Source organism: Thalassospira sp. MCCC 1A02898, assembly GCF_001618185.1.
GTDB lineage: Bacteria > Pseudomonadota > Alphaproteobacteria > Rhodospirillales > Thalassospiraceae > Thalassospira > Thalassospira tepidiphila.
This window is the reverse complement of record NZ_LPXK01000012.1, coordinates 447964-469460: the sequence shown is the minus strand read 5'-3', so window position 1 is coordinate 469460 and position 21497 is coordinate 447964. Positions and strand designations below refer to the sequence as shown.

The 21497-nt window shown below is 50.4% G+C and carries 22 protein-coding genes and 1 tRNA gene; 15 read left to right on the top strand and 8 right to left on the bottom strand.

Annotated features, from left to right (window positions below):
* Positions 1-9: 9 nt before the first annotated feature.
* The 5 genes from AUQ41_RS16625 (at position 10) to AUQ41_RS21230 (ending at position 2740) form a co-directional block, all read left to right on the top strand.
* Positions 10-86 (top strand) — tRNA-Met (locus tag AUQ41_RS16625).
* 288 nt (positions 87-374) lie between these two features.
* Positions 375-1454 (top strand): helix-turn-helix domain-containing protein, encoded by a 1080-nt coding sequence (locus AUQ41_RS16620; RefSeq protein WP_063089349.1) that lies wholly within the window; start codon positions 375-377, stop codon positions 1452-1454.
* Positions 1447-2010, top strand: coding sequence for a hypothetical protein (locus AUQ41_RS16615; protein ID WP_063089348.1), 564 nt, complete (start codon positions 1447-1449; stop codon positions 2008-2010). Before AUQ41_RS16620 ends, AUQ41_RS16615 begins: the two co-directional genes overlap by 8 nt.
* Complete coding sequence (locus AUQ41_RS21235) at positions 2003-2344, top strand: SprT-like domain-containing protein (protein ID WP_232308424.1); 342 nt, start codon at positions 2003-2005, stop codon at positions 2342-2344. Before AUQ41_RS16615 ends, AUQ41_RS21235 begins: the two co-directional genes overlap by 8 nt.
* 30 nt (positions 2345-2374) lie before the next feature.
* Positions 2375-2740, top strand: coding sequence for a hypothetical protein (locus tag AUQ41_RS21230; RefSeq protein WP_232308423.1), 366 nt, complete (start codon positions 2375-2377; stop codon positions 2738-2740).
* 210 nt (positions 2741-2950) lie between these two features.
* Here the strand turns inward: AUQ41_RS21230 and cadR are convergent, their stop codons facing one another.
* On the bottom strand, positions 2951-3358 hold the full coding sequence (gene cadR, locus AUQ41_RS16605) for a Cd(II)/Pb(II)-responsive transcriptional regulator (protein WP_004364961.1): 408 nt from the start codon (positions 3356-3358) through the stop codon (positions 2951-2953).
* Between the two features lie 95 nt (positions 3359-3453).
* Here cadR and AUQ41_RS16600 point away from each other — a divergent pair, with 95 nt between their 5' ends.
* The 10 genes from AUQ41_RS16600 to AUQ41_RS16555 all read left to right on the top strand — a co-directional run bounded on the left by AUQ41_RS16600 (position 3454) and on the right by AUQ41_RS16555 (position 12543).
* Positions 3454-4350, top strand: a complete 897-nt coding sequence (locus AUQ41_RS16600) for a cation transporter (RefSeq protein ID WP_004574643.1) — start codon at positions 3454-3456, stop codon at positions 4348-4350.
* A gap of 3 nt (positions 4351-4353) precedes the next feature.
* Positions 4354-4866 (top strand): signal peptidase II, encoded by a 513-nt coding sequence (gene lspA / locus AUQ41_RS16595; protein ID WP_004863699.1) that lies wholly within the window; start codon positions 4354-4356, stop codon positions 4864-4866.
* A 21-nt stretch (positions 4867-4887) separates the two neighbouring features.
* Positions 4888-6177, top strand: a complete 1290-nt coding sequence (locus AUQ41_RS16590) for an ISL3-like element ISPpu12 family transposase (RefSeq protein ID WP_062959135.1) — start codon at positions 4888-4890, stop codon at positions 6175-6177.
* An 86-nt stretch (positions 6178-6263) separates the two neighbouring features.
* Complete coding sequence (locus AUQ41_RS16585) at positions 6264-6728, top strand: thermonuclease family protein (RefSeq protein ID WP_232308422.1); 465 nt, start codon at positions 6264-6266, stop codon at positions 6726-6728.
* Between the two features lie 185 nt (positions 6729-6913).
* Entirely contained in the window at positions 6914-7414 is a 501-nt protein-coding gene (locus tag AUQ41_RS16580; RefSeq protein ID WP_168173423.1) for a ProQ/FINO family protein, read from the top strand.
* 52 nt (positions 7415-7466) lie between these two features.
* Positions 7467-8096 carry a division plane positioning ATPase MipZ gene (locus tag AUQ41_RS16575; protein ID WP_063089345.1) on the top strand — a complete coding sequence of 210 codons (630 nt, stop codon included), beginning with the start codon at positions 7467-7469 and terminating at the stop codon, positions 8094-8096.
* Positions 8096-8368, top strand: a complete 273-nt coding sequence (locus AUQ41_RS16570; RefSeq protein ID WP_063089344.1) for a hypothetical protein — start codon at positions 8096-8098, stop codon at positions 8366-8368. The genes AUQ41_RS16575 and AUQ41_RS16570 overlap by 1 nt, the downstream gene beginning before the upstream one ends.
* Before the next feature lie 215 nt (positions 8369-8583).
* Complete coding sequence (locus AUQ41_RS16565) at positions 8584-9750, top strand: DNA cytosine methyltransferase (protein ID WP_063089343.1); 1167 nt, start codon at positions 8584-8586, stop codon at positions 9748-9750.
* Positions 9750-11291, top strand: a complete 1542-nt coding sequence (locus AUQ41_RS16560) for an McrB family protein (protein WP_063089342.1) — start codon at positions 9750-9752, stop codon at positions 11289-11291. The genes AUQ41_RS16565 and AUQ41_RS16560 overlap by 1 nt, the downstream gene beginning before the upstream one ends.
* Entirely contained in the window at positions 11284-12543 is a 1260-nt protein-coding gene (locus AUQ41_RS16555) for a hypothetical protein (RefSeq protein WP_063089341.1), read from the top strand. The genes AUQ41_RS16560 and AUQ41_RS16555 overlap by 8 nt, the downstream gene beginning before the upstream one ends.
* Before the next feature lie 261 nt (positions 12544-12804).
* Here the strand turns inward: AUQ41_RS16555 and AUQ41_RS16550 are convergent, their stop codons facing one another.
* The 7 genes from AUQ41_RS16550 to AUQ41_RS16515 form a co-directional block, all read right to left on the bottom strand.
* Positions 12805-13974 carry a Y-family DNA polymerase gene (locus AUQ41_RS16550; RefSeq protein WP_369813537.1) on the bottom strand — a complete coding sequence of 390 codons (1170 nt, stop codon included), beginning with the start codon at positions 13972-13974 and terminating at the stop codon, positions 12805-12807.
* Positions 13975-14303: 329 nt separating this feature from the next.
* Positions 14304-16670: a heavy metal translocating P-type ATPase gene (locus AUQ41_RS16545; protein WP_255356211.1), complete on the bottom strand. Its 2367-nt coding sequence runs from the start codon at positions 16668-16670 to the stop codon at positions 14304-14306.
* Positions 16671-16712: 42 nt separating this feature from the next.
* On the bottom strand, positions 16713-18050 hold the full coding sequence (locus AUQ41_RS16540; RefSeq protein ID WP_063089338.1) for an APC family permease: 1338 nt from the start codon (positions 18048-18050) through the stop codon (positions 16713-16715).
* Positions 18051-18057: 7 nt separating this feature from the next.
* Positions 18058-18507 (bottom strand): cytochrome c, encoded by a 450-nt coding sequence (locus tag AUQ41_RS16535; RefSeq protein WP_063089337.1) that lies wholly within the window; start codon positions 18505-18507, stop codon positions 18058-18060.
* A gap of 110 nt (positions 18508-18617) precedes the next feature.
* Complete coding sequence (locus tag AUQ41_RS16530; RefSeq protein ID WP_064781637.1) at positions 18618-18953, bottom strand: YHS domain-containing protein; 336 nt, start codon at positions 18951-18953, stop codon at positions 18618-18620.
* Between the two features lie 551 nt (positions 18954-19504).
* The gene (locus AUQ41_RS16520) at positions 19505-20704 is read right to left on the bottom strand and encodes an ABC transporter ATP-binding protein (RefSeq protein ID WP_063089334.1); all 1200 of its coding nucleotides are present in this window, start codon (positions 20702-20704) and stop codon (positions 19505-19507) included.
* 69 nt (positions 20705-20773) lie between these two features.
* Positions 20774-21496, bottom strand: a complete 723-nt coding sequence (locus tag AUQ41_RS16515) for a copper resistance protein B (protein ID WP_063089333.1) — start codon at positions 21494-21496, stop codon at positions 20774-20776.
* Position 21497: the final 1 nt, after the last annotated feature.

The window sequence follows — 21497 nt, the reverse complement described above, 5'->3', positions numbered from 1 at the left end:
ACCCACTGACGCGGGGTGGAGCAGCCCGGTAGCTCGTCAGGCTCATAACCTGAAGGTCGCAGGTTCAAATCCTGCCCCCGCAACCACTTTTCTCTTCCTTGGAAAGTCTTAGATATAGACTCCAAGGATTCTACCGACAAGAGAAAAATGTCCGGAGGCGTCGCCCTAAAGAGGAGGCGGCACCTACGAGGCTATTTTATCCCAACAATTTCAATAGCTTATAAACAGCAAAAAACCCGTTGGTTGCAGCCAACGGGTCATTGAAAGGCTTAAACTGCCCACGTGAAATATGGGTTTCAGTTTAGGTGACGGGACCGCTTTGTCAAGCGCAAATGCGCCAAAACATCGCAATTTTATGCCTTCGCCGAAAAGGAATGACAACGACCGAATCCATATCCGGCGGCAATGTCCGCTGGGAAGAAATCCGGACAGGTATCGCCGAACGGACAGATACCTATAAGGAGCTATTGTCTCTTGCAGACAGCTTTAACGGTACAGCCGATGTCACAACCGCATCCGTTGTCGGGTTGGTCTCTCGCGCAATAGCTCAAAGATCACCGTGCCTGACAGACCTTTCCGTTCGCCTACTGATTGTTCTGATCGAGCACGTTTATGATGAAAAGTCATGGCGTTCCGGCCGTCTCACCGTATTCCCTGGCAACAGACGACTTGCCGAAATCACTGGCAAGAATGAAAGATCGATCCGAAGGGCCTTGGCACTTCTTGAAGCCAATCACTGGATTATTCGTCGTTACACCGAGACCAATACCCGTGCGTCAGGTAACGCAGGCATCGATCTTCGCCCGGTGGCGGCTCGGCTCTATGAGTTGCGGCAGGCAGAAAACTTCCTTGAAGAAAAGATTGAAGCGGCCCGGGAGTGTAAAAGACAGGAACGTGACGATCTGGCGCAACTGGAAGCACGAAAGCAGGCACAGGACGGTCATGATAAAGAGCAAAAAGAGTCCGGGGGGGAGGACTCTTCTGTCCACCGTAAATCCTACAAGCTAAATCCCGGTTCTACGAACCTTGTACAAAGCGGGGCTTCGCAAGCAAAGCTTGGGCAGAGATCGAACAATCCGGTTTCCGACATTGATGTGGATACAGAGATCCTGTTCCTGATGGTTCAGGTATCCCCCACCCTTCAAAAACAGCTTACTGCGGCAGAACTTTGCGAATTGGTTGGTCCTGAGCCTTCTGGCACGGCAATCCAGTCCGTTGTGTCAGCTGTCAGGTGGATACTCACCAATCAGGTTAAGCTTAGACCTGCGGTTTGGCGTGTGGCGCTTGACAAACACGGCTGGGCTGCAATGGCGGCTGTTGTCGTCGCTGTCGATAGACAAGGCGTGCGTGACCCCGCGGCCTATCTCTATTCCATGCTTAAAGCCGCTCGTTTGCGTGACACTGTGCGCCATAGTCTACGAGCTCTTGAAGGTCAGGAGGCCGGTTATGCTTGAGCTGGTTTCACCTGACAATGGCCTTCCCCAAACGCTCGACGAGCGTATCTCGATATTTCAGGCAAAAGCTCGCGCCCTTTCGCGGCTTCGCCGCTGGAATGGTGCGAGTGACGTAACGGTTGCTCAACATCTGGTCGATGCTTGTGATCACGCTTCGCCGGAAGTGAAGTGCTACATCCTTCTCCATGACATCGAGGAAGACCAAACCGGCGATCTAATTACCCCAATCAAAGACCGTATGCGTGATCTTGGTATCTGGGACGCTTTTGAGCATCACATCGTCAGTCCGATCCGTCAGCGATACACCGAGGCCGCTGGCCTGATCTGGCCCTGGCCTGTTCATGTCCTTTATGAAATCACGCGGATTGATCAGCGCCTTAAAGCCACGGAATACAGGGACACTGTAGATCAGTCTATTGTCGCAAACCCGGCTTTGCCGCCATTCATAACTCCCTATCCGGAATATATGCTGCCCTGGAGCCCGCAGAAGGCTGAAACCCAATTCATGGATCGGGCGATACGCTATCTCCCCGCGCTGGGAGGTGGCAATGGGTAACATTCATCCGGTCAGTTCGATCCCGACGCCGACAGTCGAAGCCTATGCAGAGCTTCAGACGGCTTTTGATCATTTCAATATCAGGATATTTGAAGGCAAGCTTCCGGCCTGTCTGATCACTCTTCAGCGGTACAAGCGGACCTATGGTTATTACTCCCACGACCGGTTTGTTTGTGGGGAGACAGGAGAGCTTACGGCCGAGATTGCCATGAACCCGAGTTACTTCGTTGCCAGGACGATCCGGGAAACGCTTTCCACACTCGTTCATGAAATGGCGCATCAGTGGCAATACCATTACGGCAAGCCGGGCCGTCGCGGATACCATAACCACTAATGGGCCGACTTCATGGAGCGGATCGGCTTGATGCCCAGCAACACCGGGGAACCGGGCGGTCGCAGGGTTGGCGAACAAATGACGCATTACATCATTGATGGTGGTCCTTTTGACCGTGCGTGCGCGGATCTTTTGACGACAGAATATACCTTGTCCTGGTTCGACCGTTTTCCGCCGGTAGATCCGGTTCCCGTCGAGAGAGGTGGCTGTGCCAGTTCTGGTGCTCTTGCCGCTGTGGCCCCTGCCATCAAAGAAAACGGCTCTAATCGCGTCAAATATCGCTGCCCGTCCTGTTCATCCCAAGTCTGGGGCAAGCCGGAACTTAAGCTTGTTTGTGGTGAAGAGGCGTGTCGCGGGGCGCACTATGCCCCCGTGGGCAAAGAGGAAACGACATGAGTAAAACAGGAATGGCGTCAAGGATAACCGGCAAAATTTTGCCGGTTTTTACCAGCGCGAGGGAACGTGTGTTTCCTGTAAATCATCCAAAGCGTGGCGCGGATACCAGAACAAATAAACACCGGGTAAGCGGATTAAATGGTTGATCTTACCTTTGCATGAGAGTGAGACAGACCGGCATCTCATCGGATTATCTGGTTGATGCTTCACCTACTGCTGGTGCATGTTTCCTTCGCTAATTCCAGCAAGAACCCCACACGCCTCAACTTCCCGGTCATCGTTGCAACTCGCTCTCAGTGAAACGAGTTGTTTCTCAAGCGCTTGCAGAGCGGTTATCTGCGACCGCACATGAGAGATGTGATCATCGAGCAAGGCGTTGACGGCGGTACAAGGCTGATGAGGGTCGTCCTGATAGCTCTGTAGTTCGTGAATCTCAGCCAGTGACAGGCCCAGGATTCTGCAGCGACGGATGAAGGCCAGCCCCTCACCATGCTTCTCGGTATAGACACGGTAACCGTTGTCCTGCCGATCAGGCGGCGGCAACAAGCCCTGCTGTTCATAGAAGCGGATCGTCTGTGTTTCGACCCCTACCAACTGCGCCAACTGACCAATGCGCATCAGCCTCCTCCCCAACGGATTCTTTACTCTATTGACCTTATAGTAGCTTTATAGTTTTAAATGGTACCACAACATTGTTCAAGTGGAGTCGTATCATGAGCAAATCCTGTGGTGGCGCCTGTGGCGGTGATGCAACGTCCGCAGCGGATACCGATATACAGGCCTCCTCCGAGGCGCCAGGGAGATGGGTCAGTGTTTATGCCGTGCCGAAGATGGACTGTCCATCAGAAGAACGAATGATTCGCCTAGCCCTGAACGGCTTTGAGGAGATTCGGGCGCTGTCCTTCGACTTGTCGAACCGCCGGCTGAAGGTCGTGCATGACGGCGAGGTCGAGCCCGTCACCTCGAAACTGAAGACCTTGGGGCTAGGCGCCTCGCTTCAGGAAACCGTCGCTGCAAATCCGGAGACCATCAAGGCCGCCGAGTTTTCGGCAGCTTCTGCTAAGCAAGAATCCGGGACCCTGCGCTGGTTGCTCGGCATCAATGCACTTCTGTTCGTGGTGGAAATGACTGCCGGTCTGATCGCCCAGTCCACCGGCCTGATTGGAGAATCCCTGGACAATTTTGCCGATGCGGCGGTGTACGGGCTTGCCCTTTATGCGGTTGGACATAGCGTGAAAATGCAGGTACGTGCCGCGCATCTTGCTGGTGTACTGCAACTGATCTTGGCTGTGGGCGTGCTCGTAGAGGTGGTGAGACGCTTTGTATTCGGTAGTGAGCCTGAATCGCTGGTGATGATGGCTATCGCATTCGTCGCATTGATTGCCAATACCAGTTGTCTGCTGCTCATATCCAAACATCGGGAAGGCGGGGCGCACATGAAGGCAAGCTGGATATTCTCGGCCAACGACGTGGTGATCAACCTGGGGGTCATCACCGCCGGCGCCCTGGTCGCGTGGACCGGTTCCAATTATCCGGATCTGATTATCGGCACCATCGCGGGGGGCATTGTACTTAACGGTGCCAGACGCATTTTGGCGTTGAAGGGTTAAATAATGCTCATTATTGGCAAAAAGCTCTCGCCGTATGCCCTATTGTCCATATCGGGCCTGCTGGCAGCGTCTGATCAGGCTGTAAAGTGGCTGGTGCAGCAATCAATGGCCTATGGCGAGTATGTTTCGGTGACCCCGTTCTTTAACTGGGTGCACCTATGGAACACCGGTGCCGCATTCAGTCTTTTTGCGAATGGTGGAGGCTGGCAGCGCTACTTTTTTATCGGAATCGCGGTAGTGGTCTCGATTTTTCTGATCAAGCTGATCCTTGAAAATCGTCATAAAGGAGAAGCCATCGCTTACAGTCTTATCCTCGGTGGCGCCATGGGCAACCTGATTGACCGGGTCTTTCGCGGCTATGTTGTGGATTCCTTTGATTTCTATTGGCGAGACTGGCATTGGCCGGCCTTCAACCTGGCTGATATTGCAATTGTCCTCGGTGCCTTACTTTTCGTTTCCAGCAGCTTGTTGGGTAAAAAAGCAAACACCAATGCCGAGCCGGATGGATCTGACTGACACCTACGCCTATACAACACCATGACCGAACTTCCCGACAACATCCTTCACCTGCCGCAATACCAAGTACTGGGCTGCAAATCAACCGACGACGAAATGCACTTCCAGGTGGACGTGCCCGATCCCATCGCCTGCGAGGAATGCGGCGTGCAGGGTGAGTTCGTACGGTTCGGCAAGCGTGACGTTCCCTATCGTGATCTGCCCATCCACGGCAAGCGGGTCACTCTCTGGGTGGTCCGCCGCCGATACACCTGCCGGGCCTGCAAGACAACATTCAGGCCCCAGCTACCGGAGATGGTGGACGGATTCCGTATGACACTGCGGCTGCATGAGTACGTGGAGAAGGAATCCTTCAACCACCCCTACACCTTTGTGGCGGCACAGACCGGCCTGGACGAGAAGACGGTGCGCGACATCTTCAACGCCCGCGCCGAGTTCCTGGGGCGCTGGCACCGCTTCGAGATGCCCCGCATCCTGGGCATTGACGAGCTATACCTGAACAAGCGCTACCGCTGCATTCTGACCAACATTGAGGAGCGAACCCTGCTCGACCTGCTGGCCACCCGCCGCCAGGACGTGGTGACCAACTACCTGATGAAGTTGAAAGACCGGCAGAAGGTCGAGATCGTCAGCATGGACATGTGGAACCCCTACCGGGCAGCGGTCAAGGCTGTGCTGCCCCAGGCCCGTATCGTGGTCGATAAGTTCCATGTGGTGCGCATGGCCAACGATGCCCTAGAGAGAGTGCGCAAGGGCCTCAGAAAGGAGCTGAAACCGTCCCAGAGCCGGACTCTCAAGGGAGACCGGAAAATCCTGCTGAAACGCGCTCACGAAGTCTCAGACCGGGAGCGCCTCATCATGGAGACTTGGACAGGCGCGTTCCCGCAACTGCTGGCCGCCTACGAGCACAAGGAGCGCTTCTACGGCATCTGGGACGCCACCACACGGCTCCAGGCAGAAGCCGCCCTGGACGAGTGGATAGCCACCATCCCGAAGGGCCAAAAGGAAGTCTGGAGCGATCTGGTCAGGGCAGTGGGAAACTGGCGCGAAGAGACCATGACCTACTTCGAGACGGACATGCCCGTCACCAACGCTTACACGGAGTCCATCAACCGACTGGCCAAGGACAAGAACCGTGAAGGGCGCGGTTACTCCTTCGAGGTGATGCGGGCACGAATGCTCTACACCACGAAGCACAAGAAGAAGGCACCGACTGCGAAGGTCTCTCCTTTCTACAAGAAAACCATCGGTTACGGACTGCCGGACTTCGCAGAGGAACTCAACTACGGAGTCGATCTATCAACCATCTGAGGGTGGTATCAGATTGATGGGGTGAAGGTGCCCCATCAACCATTAAATCCGTATACCATAAACACCAAATTACAACTAAAATAGCATTGAAAAAGTACCTATTTGGTCTTTTTCTGGTTTCGGTTTGTGGTGGCGTCCGCGCCGATGCCAGCGATTTCAATTGCTATCAATGGCCGCTGCGCGAAAGCAAAGGCAGCCTCGCCTATGATGGTGATACGATCTTCATCCAAATGCCAGGCTTACCAGATCCGATATCAAGAATGTCTGTCCGGGTAGCTGGCCTTGATGCTCCGGAGATCCGGGGCGCATGTGATGCGGAGAAATCGGCAGCAGCAGCTGCGCGTGATCGGGTTCGGGCTTTACTGGATCAAGCTGTCCAGACAAATACCCCGGTTCAATTCTGCAACCCTGAATGGGGTCGTTATGGTGGCCGTGTAGTCGCTTGGGTCGCTGTTGGCAATATCTGGCTTCATGAGCTCCTTATCCGGGAAGGGCATGCACGTCCCTATGATGGCGGTGAGCGCGGAGGATGGTGCAGTTCGCTTGAATGAACGGCACTATATTTCACTGTCGAAACTATCAAAAAAAACACTTATTTAGTATTGAATTAGTTCTTGCATTGATCTGATAATTCAGTATATTAATGGTACTGAATAAATACTATTTAAATAATTAAGTGATACCATATAAATGTTGGTTTAATGCTGTTTCAATGCGGGTTCGAATGGAGGTCAAAGTGACCAAGCACAAGAAATCCCAGGGTTCAATCTGGTCTGCTGATCGAAAGATCATTGCGAGGGCTTTTGAGCTAAGGGCCGCACAAGAGCTGCAATCCTTGTTGCGCGAGGAGATTGCAATTCTGCCAGCAAATCTATCAGACCAGATCAAGCCGTTTCAGCTTGGTGTGCGCGCTATCCTTGGCGATCTGATGAAAGCAGGAACGACACCTGATGAGCTGAAGCATGCTCTGCAGAGATATACCGGCGCGACTGGATACCAGATGGCTTTGGGGCTTGATGACAGTCATCGATATCGACTGGACGGATCTGTCGATGATCCCGTGTCGGAAAATAATCGTGAGCACGCCCGGAAGATCGCGTTGGGTCGCTTCAAAAAGATGCGGCGCAAGAATGCAAACCCTCAGCTAGATGGCCGATTAAGTTCGCCAGTATCAAAACCAGAACCAGTCAAACCGGCTCGCACAGTTCTCACCATCAATCGTCGATCCGGTACCTAAAAAACACATATACAATACTGATTATGTATTGATTTAATGCGGGAGTAATGCTGTGATTGTCTTGTTTGGAAGCCGCAAGGGCGGATGTGGAAAATCGACGACAGCGGTAAATGTTTGTGCCGCACTCGCAAAGCAGGGAAATGATGTTGTGTTGGTTGACGCCGACCCACTAAGCACTGCTGCAAAATGGGTGATGGACCGGGACGAAAATCCCGATCTTCCCAAAGTCCACTGCGTTCAGAAATACGACAATATCCGCGACACTCTGATCGATCTGAACAATCGATACGAGTATGTGATTGTTGATGCCCCTGGCAAAGATAGTCGGGAGCTTCGCACGGGTATGACAGCAGCTCATAAGCTGATCGTACCTTTCAAGCCCTCGAATGCGGATCTGGATACGTTGGGCGAACTGCAGAAAATCATTGTCGAGGCACGTGATTTCAATCCGGGGCTTGAGGTCCATGGTCTTATGACGATGGTGCCGACCAATCCAGTCATTCGCGAGCGCGAAGAGGCTCGCGAATATTTGGCAGACTTTCCTGAGATCAAGTTGCTTTCCGAGGTCATCTGTGAGCGCAAGGTTTATCGGGATGCTCTTCCGGAGGGACGTAGTGTCGTCGAGATGGACAATCCCAAAGCGGCTTCCGAGATACATGCTCTCATACAAAGGATGTTCTGATGGTAAAACGTCGCGAGCCGAAAAATACTGAAATCCCAAATGTTGATCCCGCGAAGATTGAAGACTTTGCAAGCCGGGTGGATGAAGTGGCCAAGCCCGGGCGAATGGGGAGGCCGCCAAAAGCGCCAGGCAAGAAACGGGATTATAAGGCGATCAGCCTTCCATTCAATCAGGCGGAATGGGAGGTTCTTGAAAGGGCGGCTGAAATATCAGGTCGATCCAAGAACAACTTTATTCGTTGGGCTATCGCGGAAGTAGCAAAAAGCTTATAGCTTGGAAAAATATAACTCCAGCCTCTACGAATTCTTAGTTGGTTATTTTGCTGGTGCACCTAGAAGCTTGATAACAAGTGTCTAGGCTAGGATTTCCCGCATCTTAACGAAATGTCTACTGAATTCATTCACTACAATCATATGTTCACATATTGTTCTCGGCGACTCACTGTGGTAGTGATGGCAGAGTTAGGGGAAAAACTAGGGAGACGAGCATGCAAGTTCGATCATCACCGACGGTGATAGATTTGTTTTGTGGCGCAGGTGGTCTCAGTGAAGGACTGCGTCAGGCTGGCATTAGGCCTGTAGCTGGTGTTGATTTCGATAAGCACGCAGTAGCGACCTATCGCTTGAATCATCCTAGTGTGCCGGTGATTGAAGGGGATGTCGAAAAGGTAACCGGCGAACAACTTATGGAATTAGCAGGTGTTCGAGAAATTGATCTGATAGCAGGGGGGCCTAGCTGCCAAGGCTTTAGTACTCATGGCAAACGGATGCAGGACGACCCGCGAAATTTTCTCTTTAAGCATTTTGTCCGGCTTGTTGACGAGGTGCAGCCTAAGATGTTCCTAATGGAGAACGTCCGAGGGATGCTCTCCTACGAGAAGGGAGCTTTCCGGCGACAGATTGAAGAGGCTTTTGAGGAGATTGGATATCGTACAGATTTTGCACAAGTGTTAGCTGCCGACTATGGGGTTCCGCAGATGCGACATCGGATACTCTTTATTGGTACGCGAGTCGATGATATCAAGCTTTCATTCCCTGCGCGTAGCCATAGTTCGGGAGGAGAACCCAAACTGAAGCCGTACGTTACAGTCGAAGAGGCAATCGGCGATCTTCCGCTGATGGGGAACGATTACAATCGAGAAGAGCGCCCCTATATTTGCCGTCCGCAAAATCCCTACCAAGTTTATTGCAGAACTGACGCGCCAGACAATGTAACGCTGCACGTTGGAAGACCGCTTTCAGCACAGGCCCAGTCTCTAGCTAACCATATTGGTCAGGGCGAAGGGCTTAGGGCGGCGCCAGTGGATGTGCTGCCTGCGCGCTTCAAAAAAATGCGGACTATATCGAGCGGTGCGCTACGTAGAGACTGCACGACTCTTTATCATCGTCTGAGTCCGACTAAACCATCTTACACCATTACATGTAACTACAGGAATGTTGCATCTGGCCCCTTCTTACACCCATGGGAGGATCGAGCTATTTCTCACCGAGAAGCTGCGAGGTTTATGAGCTTTCCTGATCGCTATCAGTTCGTGGGCGCTAGCTTTCCCCGGCAGATTGGCAATGCCGTCCCGCCTCTTCTGGCCAAGGCAATTGGAGCGGAAATTGTAAAAATGCTTTCTCAAGTGAGCAACGAACATAGTCGTGCTGCCTGATGACAAAGAAAATCAGAGCTGACAGGGTTGCATCTGCCCTAAACAATATGGCGAATTGGCGTGGCAAAGCAAAAAGTCAAGGGGCTACTCACCTATTCCCAATGCTTGCATTGATTGAACGTGGGGCCGGCAACTTGCCCGGTACTGCCACGCTAATGAACGAGACACCGCACGAGTTTGATTTTTGGAACAAGTATTTTCGTTTGGTGGATGAAAATGAAGCCAAACCTTACTTCAATCCAGTCACCTTGCGTCGAGCTGAAGCGGGGTTTCCTCATAGCAATTCAGCGACAATAAGGAAGAATACTTTTGCTGGAAAGTGGAATGCCGCTTCTAGGCGCATAACCGATAATGGTGAAGAATGGATTCTTGCTGACGACTACGCAGATATCTTTCGTGACAAGGTTTTGACAAAGGGACCGAATGTAGCACGAGCACCGATCCTTGATATTGCCGCTCTCTTCTTCCGTGATAGAGAATTTCCGGATGATGCTGACGCTCGTGATTTGGAAGCAGCATTCAGGTCGGAGTTCCCGCAGAGGGATGAGGATTACGAGAAACTGTTCGTATTTCATCCAGAGGACCCTGATAAAATCTTCGTCGAAGCTTCAGAGGATCAAGACTATTATGCAGCGATCCAACAGGTTCTGGTCAATGATGTAAAGTCCTCATCTGCAATTCCTGTGGTTGCTCCAGATTCCTTGGCAATGGATCTGGATGACCCAATCTTACTTCAAGTGCAGAAGCTATTGGGGCTTGGGACTTCTGGGATTATCTTAACAGGTGTACCTGGAACTGGAAAATCTTACTACGCGAAGCGAATTGGGAAGCATCTTGTTGTTGACTCGGAGCGCGACATGTTTCGGGTGCAATTTCATCCGTCTTATGGCTATGAAGATTTTGTTGAGGGGTATCGCCCTGACGAGATAGCTCAGTCAGGCTTTAAGGTGGTTGACAAAATATTCCTCATTGCTTGTCTGCGTGCGAAAGAACTTGCGCCAGCAAAACGGCTCGTGGTGATGATCGTTGATGAGATCAATCGCGGCGATCCAGCCAGAATTTTTGGTGAACTGCTTACCTATATTGAGCGCAACTATAGAGGTGAGAAGTTCACATTACCCTTCTCTGGTAAGCAGTTCTCGGTTCCAGAAAATCTTGTGATCATTGGGACCATGAATCCATATGACAGGAGTGTCGCTCAAGTTGATGCTGCTTTTGTCCGCCGTTTCGATCACATTGAAATAACTCCATCTAGAGAGGTTGTTGAGAGCCTCCTAGAAGAAGGAGGCGGCTTTACTCAAGATCAAGTCTTCGAGATTGGCCAATGGTTTGACGTAATACAGCGGATAGTTCCTTTCGGTATTGGGCATTCATTTTTCTCCGACATCAAGAATGTGGATCACTTGAAACTCGTCTGGGAGTATCGACTCCGACCCGCTGCAGTTCATGCCATAGAGTTGAACGACGGTGCAATGGATGACCTCGCCGCAAGCTTCCATGCTCTTGTTCGTCGCCTTGAGGGCGTGGCGGATCATGCCTAATATCATCGAATGTAGGGAGTTTGAGGAACTATCCGTCCGTGTTAGCTCTCTGCTGCAAGATGGGGAACTCCAGTTAGATGAGAGGATTACGACAAAGGGTTACTTGACGGCTACAATGCGTGGCGGTCAGGTTGTGCTGAGAGCAACGCGCTTTGTAGGAACTATTCCACTGACCCCCGGCATCGCTGTTAGAATAGTCCCTAGAGCAACAATCTCGAATCTTTCATACATGCTGGTTCATTCAGGTGTAATTCCATCAGCAATCTCTGGGTTTGTGCGAGGCTATATGCCCCGCTTTGTGACAACAAATAACGCTGAGCTTATTTACGCTCGATCGTTGATCGCAGGTGTTAGGCTAATCGCCCGCAAAGGTTATATGAAGGAGTACTTGGCTCCAAGATTCAAAACACCCTGGAGGGGGCGACTTATTGCATCTGACACGGTTCGCAAACATGCTTCAAAGGGTATTAGGTACAGGCATGAGTTCGAGCAAAGTGTTTTGACTCCTTCTACAGTCCAGAACATCGCTCTTAAGGTTGCGTTGAAACAAGTCATTGATTGGTTTGTTGAGAATGATCATCGGAACCCGATGCTACGCGAAGCGCGAGATCTGTATCACGGCATGTGGCATATTTCCGATTGGGAGGCTAGTCGGAGCGATTTAGTTAGGCAGCTCTCAAAGAAGATCCAGTCACTGTCTTCTCGCTTTTCACACTACAGGGACCCTCTCTGGTCGGCATACCTAATCCTTCAAAGTGCGCTACCGGAGTTAAGCTTTGATGGGTTTGTTAGATTAGAATCATTGATCATAGATGTCTCGCAAGTTTTCGAAGCGTTCCTGCGTAGGGAGTTGGCGGTGCGCCTTGCTCCACATGGGTATCGCGTTAGGGACGGCAACAACTCGTCTAGCCCATTTTTCATAGATGGAGGCGGTTATTCCGTTCACCCTGATATGATTATTTGTCAAGATGACAACATAGTTGCTGTTCTTGATGCGAAATACAAACCGGAACCCAAGGAGACAGATCGCTATGAAGTGCTGTCTTTTATGGATGCTATGCCAGTGACGCTAGGTGGGTTTGTTTGTCCTGCTGATGGTATTGATACATCACGGTACCTTGGTACTACAGCGTCAGGTAAAGAGATGGTTTTGTTGAGATATGACTTAGCTGCTTCAGATCAGGATGCTGAAGCTGATCGTTTCGCAAACAATGTTTTGCGAATGATAAATGGAAACCACGAATACTCTTGAGATGATACCCTTCGATGGCGGCCACCAAAGATAACCATAAAATATTGTTCTAGGGATATCTAGTATCGGTGTCGATCTATCTAATGCAGTGGCTGTATACGATTATTGCGTTAGAGATTTCAGCTGTCTTGTCGATTCACAGAGAGACGTACTTACATTCATTGATTTTGCAATTGAAATTTGCAAAATGGTGCCAACATTTGTGAAAATCAACGTTGATTGACACAGGTTAGCGGGGCTCTTGGTTGAACACTTGTGTCCTTACCAAACTATTGGAATGTCTTGCCATCTCGTCGTATAGCACGGCGACCGATTGGTGGATGTCATGAACCAGTCCGGGACCTTTGACCTGGACACTCTGCCAACCGTCACAGCGTCCTTACCAAATCTCCCTTCAAGCTGATCAATTGCTTTCATCAGTGGGTTGTCCAGTTGGCAGTGTCCTGTAAAAAGATCTCTGGGCGCATCTTCCGGCCGACACAAATCCAGCATCAATATGCCGGCTTTTTTCACGGCAAGATCGTTGCGCCAAATCCGATTGATGTTCTGGCCAACCAGGTTGCTCGCGATCCTTGTGTCATTCGTTGCAGGCGTCATTGTCAGCTCGCAACCCCGCGAGAACTGCTGTCGATCCATCTTGAATCTGTTGCTCAAAATAAAGAGCTGACACCGACACGCGACAAGGTTAAGCCGGCGCAACTTTGAGCATGCCCTGCCAGCGAACGTAATCAGCGCTTCTTTTAACATTTCCCTGTCGTCAATCTCTTTTCCGAAGGATCTCGACACGCACACGGTTTCACGCTGTGGTGGGCTGTCATCGAGGTTAATGCATCGAATGCCGCGAAGTTCGCGCACGGTTTTCAGGCCGCCGACCGTCATCATTTTCCGGGCGGTTGTATCAGGCATATCGCGAAGTTGACGGGCTGTAGTAACGCCAATGGAGGCAAGCTTGAGGGCGAACTTTCGCCCAACACCCCAAATGTCACCTGCCTCAGTTCGCTCCAGGGCGAGGTCTATCCATTTCTGATCATCGAGGACAACCACGCCTTTTGCCTTGGGGGATTTCTTTGCCAGGCGGTTCGCGAGCTTCGCAAGTGTTTTTGTGGTCGAGATGCCAATCCCGACAGGTATCCCGGTTTCGCGCAGGATCTTCGCCTTCAGATCCCGTGCCCATAGATCATGATCGATGGGCGTATTGTCCAGGTCGATGAAAATTTCGTCTATTGAATAGATTGCGCTGTCCGGTACCTCGTTTGCTATGAGCGTCATCACCCGTCGGCTGATATCCCCATAAAGTGCATAGTTGCTGGATTTGACGATCACGTTATGCCGACGTACCAGGTCGCGGATCTGGAACAGAGGTTGCCCCATCTTGATCCCCAACGCCTTTGCTTCAGGGCTTCGTGCAATCGTGCATCCGTCATTATTTATATTACATTTAATATAGTTTGTTATTATTCAGAGCTTTGATTTAAAAGAGTAAATACAAATATATTATTATTTTTGTTCACACAAAAACTGTTCAGTCAAATTATATAGGTGGTTAGAAGATAAGTGCATCAACACTAATTCGATGAAAATAGATTTCTGGCTACCAAGTGTAAAAAGTCGACAGATGAATTTTGGGAACGGATCAGAAGAGATTTAAAGTTCTGAGTGCTGGTTGGTATGTCATTTAAAATGGGCGAGGGGTGAACTGTCCTGTATTAAAGTCAGCCTTGTCTGGTTCACCCCTCGCCCAATCAGTCAATATTGGGATGCTAGTAACTTGCTCGACGTAACCTCAGTGCATTCGCAATGACTGATACCGAGGATAAGCTCATGGCTGCAGCGGCAAACATTGGTGAGATGAGAATGCCAAAGAACGGATAGAGCAGACCCGCAGCAACAGGCACACCGGCTGCGTTATAGACCATCGCAAAGAAGAGGTTTTGCCGGATATTGCGCATCGTTGCTTCCGAGAGTTCTCGGGCTCTAACAATCCCGCTCAAGTCACCTTTGACGAGGGTGAAACCAGCACTTTCAATTGCAACATCAGCGCCCGTACCCATCGCAATTCCGACATCAGCCTGAGCAAGAGCAGGGGCGTCGTTGACGCCGTCACCTGCCATGGCTACCTGATGGCCTTCAGCCTTGAGTTCCATAATTAAATTGGCTTTGTCTTCTGGGGAGACATCGGCCCGAATCTCGTCAATGGAAAGTTTATTGCCAACGGATTTTGCTGTTCGTTGGTTGTCACCGGTTGCCATGACGATTCTGAAGCCTTGCTTCTTGAGCGCCTTTAAAGCCTCCAATGTCGTGTCCTTGATCGGATCGGCTACGGAAATGAGCCCGGCAATTCTTCCATCAATAACGACATGCATTACCGTCTCCCCCATATCTCGCCGATCATTTGCTGTTTTATCAACAGTAGAATGATCGATATTGAGAGTCTGAAGGAGTTTACTATTACCTAGGGCAACCGACTTGCCATCCACCTTTCCGGTGACGCCCTGACCGGTTACAGCTTCAAAGTCCTCTGCCTTATCAAGGGACAAGCCGCGCTCCTGAGCAGCACTAACAATGGCGTCAGCCAATGGATGTTCGGATCCTTTTTCGAGCGCCGCAGCGGCAGAAAGAACTTCCTCCTCCTGATAGTCTGATTGAGCGATTACACCTGCAAGTTTTGGTTTACCCTCTGTCAAAGTCCCGGTTTTATCGACGATGAGCACATCGACCTTCGCAAATCGCTCCAGGGCCTCTGCATTTTTAATGAGCACACCAATTTGCGCACCACGACCGGTAGCGGTCATGATTGACATTGGTGTTGCCAAACCAAGAGCGCAAGGACACGCAATGATCAGAACAGCGACTGCTGCGACAAGCCCGTATGACAGTGACGGATCTGGTCCCCAGATGGCCCAAGCGACGAAGGCGATCAAAGCAACCAGGATAACAGCAGGCACAAACTTGCCTGCAACCGTGTCTGCAACCTTTTGGATTGGCGCTTTGCTTCGCTGAGCATGGGAGACCATATCAACGATTTGGCTCAAGACAGTATCTTTGCCAACCCGTTTGGCTTGGATGATCAGGCTGCCATTCCCGTTGATTGTTGCTCCGGTGACATCATCATCTGGATTCTTCTCAATTGGAACGGGTTCACCCGAAATCATGGATTCATCAACTGACGACCGTCCTTCAACGACAACGCCATCGACAGGTATCTTGTCACCTGGACGAACCCTCAAGCTCATTCCGACGGTCACATCTTCAAGAGGAACTTCTCGTTCAGAACCATCATCTTCAATAATGCGGGCTGTTTTTGCAGCAAGACCCAATAACGCCTTGATTGCCGAACCGGTTCGTTCCCGTGCCCCCAATTCCAACAGTTGGCCAAGAAGCACAAGGACAACGATGACAGCTGCAGCTTCGAAATACACACCGACATGTCCCTGTGCATCTCTGAATCCATCAGGAAAAATGTCAGGAGAAATCACTGCGACGACGCTAAATATATAAGCTGCGCTAACACCCATCCCGATCAATGTGAACATGTTGAGAGAACGGTTCACCACAGAATGCCATCCACGAACCATGAATGGGAAGCCGGACCACAGGACAACAGGCGTTCCGAGAACCAACTCAACCCAAAGAGTAACGCGTTCTCCAATCATTTCCCGGATGAAACCCAAACCAACAAAGGGCCCCATCGTTAGAACAATCAGCGGCACCGTAAGAGCTGCGCCTAACCAGAATCTCTTTTTGAAATCCTGAATCTCGGGGTTTGGTTCGTCATTTTCTGTTGGTGTATCCATCGGTTCCAGTGCCATTCCGCAGATCGGACAGGAACCAGGTTCGGATCGTATGATCTCTGGATGCATCGGGCAGGTGTAGCGACCCGAAGTCGATGACGAAGCGCTGTTTGCAGCAGATGCCTCTTCCTCAGTGGACAATACGCTCTCAGGAGAGCTATCGAACTTGCCCTTACATTTCTGCGAACAGAAATAATATGTCTCACTGCCGTACCGAGAGCGTGGTGTATCGGCATCCACTGTGACCGACATACCGCAAACAGGATCCGTCGCGTGTCCTGATTGATCAGACATTTTGTGATTATGCTGGTGCTTCTTATGATGATGATCAGACATGGTCTGCTTCCTGCTGTTATGCTGCAATGTCACTGCGGATAATCAATGTTCTGAGTGATCGTGACTGTGCGCCTTGGCCGATTGGTTTATCCAGTTTGACAGGAACCAACGTTCAAAAATGAACACAGCAACGATCATCAAAGTTGCAATGAGAACTATGGATGGGTCGCTTTGCAATTTCATGCCGGCAAAAACGATCAATACGATGATGTCAAAGACAATCGCTGTAATCATAACAAAGCCGCGTGCTCCTATTTCTTGTCGTAGGTACTTAAAGCATCCCCAGTGGATGAGCACATCCATGACCAGATAGAAAAACACGCCAAGTGAAGCGATCCGGCTTAAATCAAAAAAGATTGTCAACAGCGCTGCCACGACAACCGTGTAAACAAGTGTGTGGTCTTTGATTGAACCCGACATTCCAAAATGACTATGCGGGATCATCTCCATATCGGTCAGCATCGCGAGCATTCTTGACACCGCAAACACGCTTGCTAGCAAACCGGACGCCGTCGCAACGACTGCGAGCAGCACAGTCAGATAAAATCCGATGGGCCCCAATGCTGGCTGTGCAGCTTGGGCGAGGGCATAGTCTTTGGCTTTTATCAGTTCGTCCAAGTCAAGGCTTGAACCAACAGCAAGCGCCACGAGAATATATACGACAACGCAAATCAGGATTGAGAACGTAATCGCACGACCCACATTCTTATGAGGGCTCACGATTTCAGCACCACTGTTTGTGATCGTTGTGAACCCTTTGAAGGCCAGAATTGAAAGAGCAATTGATGCGACAAAACCGGCCAATGGAAAGCTCGCGCCGTCGGGTGATGACGGCTCGAACGAGTATCCACCAGCCCACAGCGCTGCAATTGCAAACAATGCAATGCCGCCGATCTTCAACGCGGCCATGACCATTGAAAACAGGCCAACCGATTTGTTGCCAGCTCTGTTAACAGCATATGCAAAAATTATCAGGCAAACACCCAATACCGGTATAAGAACTTCAAGCTCTGTCAGGTCAAACGCCCGCAAAACATAGGTTCCAAATGTTCTTGCGACCAAACTCTCGTTGATGACCATCGAAAAGGCCATCAGCAATGCTGCGCCGCCTGCTATGGCTCCCGGCCCGTATGCTTTTTGGAGGATCATTCCGATCCCGCCTGCAGACGGGAAAGCATTGGACATCTTGATGTAGGTATATGCGCTAAAAGCAGTGACAAGTGCGCCAAACAGGAACGACAACGGGAACCACTTTCCTGCAAGTTCGGCAATTTGTCCGGTCAAAGCAAAAATTCCTGCTCCGATCATAACACCGGTGCCCATGGATATGGCGCCAAGGAGCGAGATACTGTTTTTCTTGTATTCTGCCTGATGATCCATTCCTGCCTCACATTTGGTGTTTTTGGTACGCGATGCCGTTTGCTTCTTGCAGCTCGCGTATATAACGAATGATCCGTGCTACCTGTTCCGAACTGACCTGAGGCTGGGCTGGCATATCGCCAAAGGGCCAGTGATGTTGTTTTGCCCCGTTTTGAACAGCTAGATAGAATGCGCGATCTGAATGATGTCCCGGATTGTAGATTCTGTGCATCAGCGGCGGGCCTTGCTCTGTGCCTGTTGCATTGCCTCCGTGACAAGCAACACAGTTCATATCGAAAAGCTGCTTTCCTACCATGGCTTCCTTGCTGAAACTGGGGAGCGCAATTCCGCTATCGGTCAGTTCAAGATCTTTGATGTCATCTTTCCCGGGCAGAAACGAATTCAGGGTCATGGCGATGATCCCTACTGCGAAAAAACCGATAACCAAATACTTTGGCCAATTGATTTGTTTTTTCATTTTCTTCGGGCCTTTGTTTTATGCGTATGTATCAAATATTCGAAGACACGTGAGACCAAGTGAACTAGTCAACCCTGGTCCTGTTGCTGCCGCCTATTGATTTCGCTGAACTAGCTTGGCGATACGTGAGTTTGTCGGCTAATTGCGCTGCCATCGACATAGGTATCTGGCGACACTTCAAATTTCGAACGACAGGTGTCTGAACAGAAGTAGAATACTTCACCGCCATAAATGGCTGTTTTGGCGATGCGCGGATCGACAGTTTTATGACAAACCGGGTCAACGGCGGACTGAGGGTGCTCCCATCGGATTGCCTCAGCCTGACCGTCCGCTTGTTTCTTATTGTGGGTGTGCTTTTTGTGCCCAAACATGTGAGCACCGCAACCAAAGCGCATCATCAATATGATGAAGGCTCCCCAAAGCAACCAACTGAGAATATTTTCCATTTCTCTTCGCCATCCCATAAATACCTTTAGGTATGACTGTTCCGTCTGAAAGCAGCATGGTGCAGAACACCAAGGCTCAATCTGTACGCATGCCATCGGCAGGTGCAGAACCCAGAACAGTTATTCGCTATTTGTTCGGGAGGATCAGGATATGGGAGGCTGGAAAATCCATGACCGAGATACCGGCTGAAGGGACACTTCTTCTATCCCGTTCTGTACATGGGAAAACTCGGAAACCGGTAGGATAATCTCGGTAAGGACCGCTGATGTGGAGTGACAAGAAACCTGAGGGCAGCACGAAGCCAGGTCATGCTGGTGTTCAACGTCAAAACCATTGAGTTCTGCAGAATGCGCAGGAAAAGATCCAGTCGACGCGACTGCAATATGGGGAGCAAGCATTATAGCGCTAATCCCGACGAGCAGGATCAGTACGGCGCGTATTAGTGCTTGCTGTGCATTCATTGATCAAACTTCCTTTGGGCAGTAACGTAACACTTATGCCCTTAAATATCGAGTTACGTTGACCTACCTCAATTAAGGGGACGTTTTTTTTACCCTGCTTCAGATAGAACCGTTACATCTGCAAACTGATTGTCCGTAATCTCGATTTCCTTGGAGATGTAAGGTTTGATTTCGGAGTATCTGACATGAGCATCGGCTTGCGCCTGATAGTAACGAAAGAGCTCTTTGAGCGGAGCGCCCATGTCTTTGTATGCAGTTAATACTGCGATTAGTGCTCCGAGCGTGAGGTCGCCCTTTATCACCAGATACCCCCCTATTGTGTAAAAGAAGAATGGCGTCATCTGAGATATAAAGTTGTTTAAAGACTTCATGGCGAACTTGTTTTTGTGGATAGAAAGACGAAGATCGTGAAGTCGTTTGTACGACCCGTAAATATCCCGAGCACTTGGCTGGTGGTCGTTTGAGATATTCCCGATCTTCTCCCCGAGAACCCTGACTTCTTTCAGCCGCGTTCGAGACAAAGCATTAATTTTCTTTTGAAATCTGGGAATGACAAAAATCTGAAGCGGCAACAGTGCTGTTGCGGCGATGCCCAAGACCAAATCTTGCACGAGCATGAAAGCCAGAATAGTCAGGAACGTGCCACCTTGTAACAAAGGTAATACAATGGACTCCGATGCATACCCAGCTACGGGCTCTACCTCCTGCACAATAACCGGAATTAATTCCCCGCCTCTGGGGGACGGCTTTCGAAAGCTGAATTTTGAGATATCGAGCCGCAGGCGGCGTGACATGTGTTCTGCCAGCGCACCGGATTGCAAATTAACCTGATATTTCAGCCAGCCATGCACGCCAATCGCCAATAAAAAAAGCAGACAGAGAGTAAGTAAAGCCATCGTTTGAGAGAACTCCATTCCTAAATAGGTAACTGGAAAATGTCCTGACTCAATGGCGTTGTTGATGATCAACTTCGGAAGCTCGAGGCTCATGTAAAGAGCCGGCAAAGAGGCCGTCGCCAGTAGCCCCAGTTTTATCTGCCGCTTCCATGAAGCTCTGAATATGTACTGCAGGAGCGCTGTTCCGCTCTTTGCCGAGGGCTTTTGAGCCTGTTGCGCAAGAACAGATCTGCGGCGTCTTAAAGCCCTGTATCCCGTCGCGCTGAGAATAATAATTAGCGCAACCGGCACCCCAAACACCACCAAATGGAATACAAGATGAACCCACCAGTGTGCATCGCTTGATATGTAGTGCGTCAAGCGATGCCCCATATCGTGGACGATTTCCATCATTGTAGTTAGGTTCCTTGAGAAGGTTCGGCAAAACAGACAGGGAGGAAAGTCCTCCCTGTCGTGTGATGCTTAGAAAAGAAGGCGGAGACCGGTCACGAGGTAAGTTGCTTCGTAATCCTCGCCGTCGTCTTTTGCAAAGTCTGCGGTTTTGCCGAGTTTCCGCTCATAGGCAACCCCAATGTACGGTGCAACGGCTCGGTCGATTAGATCATAGCTAAGCCGCAGTCCGATTTCTGCCCTTGAAAACCCGCGCCCGACCTCTATTTCGCGATCCTCAGAGAATGCTGCATTCAGCTCAAGCGAAGGCGTGAGGATTAAACGATTGGTCAACAAGCCTTCGTACTCAACATCAAGTCGCGCACTACCGTCTCCGGTTTCGCTGACAAACAGGTCAGCGTCGACTTCAAACCATTGAGGAGCAAGCCCCATGATACCAACCGTTCCATACCAACGATCTGTTGTGCTTGGCGTATCCAGACGAATACCGGCCTTGGCATCAAAGAAGTCACTGATTGGTGTTTGCAGGACCAGCCTGTTCTCGAAGTTTTCGTAAAGGTCGTTTTTGAGATCACGCTCGCCTTCGCCTTGCCAGCGCAGCTTCAACTCATCGGTTCCGACAAATGCGTCACCATCCCAAACAAAGAGATTTTCGTCTTCATCACCTGATCGGTATTCAAACTGCTCCATTTGAATGCCATAGAAGATGTGATTGTCTGCTTTGGCAGTGAACGAGAAGGACAGGATCGTGGCAAGAACACCACCACCAATCGCGGCCAGTGTTAGGGTTTTCATT

What these genes read in the sequence shown, in the direction of transcription:
- AUQ41_RS16530 (WP_064781637.1), bottom strand. Translation starts at nt 18,953, where the DNA reads ATGGAAAATATTCTCAGTTGGTTGCTTTGGGGAGCCTTCATCATATTG.
- AUQ41_RS16615 (WP_063089348.1), top strand. Translation starts at nt 1,447, where the DNA reads ATGCTTGAGCTGGTTTCACCTGACAATGGCCTTCCCCAAACGCTCGAC.
- AUQ41_RS16565 (WP_063089343.1), top strand. Translation starts at nt 8,584, where the DNA reads ATGCAAGTTCGATCATCACCGACGGTGATAGATTTGTTTTGTGGCGCA.
- AUQ41_RS16535 (WP_063089337.1), bottom strand. Translation starts at nt 18,507, where the DNA reads ATGAAAAAACAAATCAATTGGCCAAAGTATTTGGTTATCGGTTTTTTC.
- AUQ41_RS16560 (WP_063089342.1), top strand. Translation starts at nt 9,750, where the DNA reads ATGACAAAGAAAATCAGAGCTGACAGGGTTGCATCTGCCCTAAACAAT.
- AUQ41_RS16515 (WP_063089333.1), bottom strand. Translation starts at nt 21,496, where the DNA reads ATGAAAACCCTAACACTGGCCGCGATTGGTGGTGGTGTTCTTGCCACG.
- cadR (WP_004364961.1), bottom strand. Translation starts at nt 3,358, where the DNA reads ATGCGCATTGGTCAGTTGGCGCAGTTGGTAGGGGTCGAAACACAGACG.
- AUQ41_RS16590 (WP_062959135.1), top strand. Translation starts at nt 4,888, where the DNA reads ATGACCGAACTTCCCGACAACATCCTTCACCTGCCGCAATACCAAGTA.
- lspA (WP_004863699.1), top strand. Translation starts at nt 4,354, where the DNA reads ATGCTCATTATTGGCAAAAAGCTCTCGCCGTATGCCCTATTGTCCATA.
- AUQ41_RS16570 (WP_063089344.1), top strand. Translation starts at nt 8,096, where the DNA reads ATGGTAAAACGTCGCGAGCCGAAAAATACTGAAATCCCAAATGTTGAT.
- AUQ41_RS16600 (WP_004574643.1), top strand. Translation starts at nt 3,454, where the DNA reads ATGAGCAAATCCTGTGGTGGCGCCTGTGGCGGTGATGCAACGTCCGCA.
- AUQ41_RS21235 (WP_232308424.1), top strand. Translation starts at nt 2,003, where the DNA reads ATGGGTAACATTCATCCGGTCAGTTCGATCCCGACGCCGACAGTCGAA.
- AUQ41_RS16540 (WP_063089338.1), bottom strand. Translation starts at nt 18,050, where the DNA reads ATGGATCATCAGGCAGAATACAAGAAAAACAGTATCTCGCTCCTTGGC.
- AUQ41_RS21230 (WP_232308423.1), top strand. Translation starts at nt 2,375, where the DNA reads ATGCCCAGCAACACCGGGGAACCGGGCGGTCGCAGGGTTGGCGAACAA.
- AUQ41_RS16555 (WP_063089341.1), top strand. Translation starts at nt 11,284, where the DNA reads ATGCCTAATATCATCGAATGTAGGGAGTTTGAGGAACTATCCGTCCGT.
- AUQ41_RS16520 (WP_063089334.1), bottom strand. Translation starts at nt 20,704, where the DNA reads ATGATGGAAATCGTCCACGATATGGGGCATCGCTTGACGCACTACATA.
- AUQ41_RS16620 (WP_063089349.1), top strand. Translation starts at nt 375, where the DNA reads ATGACAACGACCGAATCCATATCCGGCGGCAATGTCCGCTGGGAAGAA.
- AUQ41_RS16545 (WP_255356211.1), bottom strand. Translation starts at nt 16,670, where the DNA reads ATGTCTGATCATCATCATAAGAAGCACCAGCATAATCACAAAATGTCT.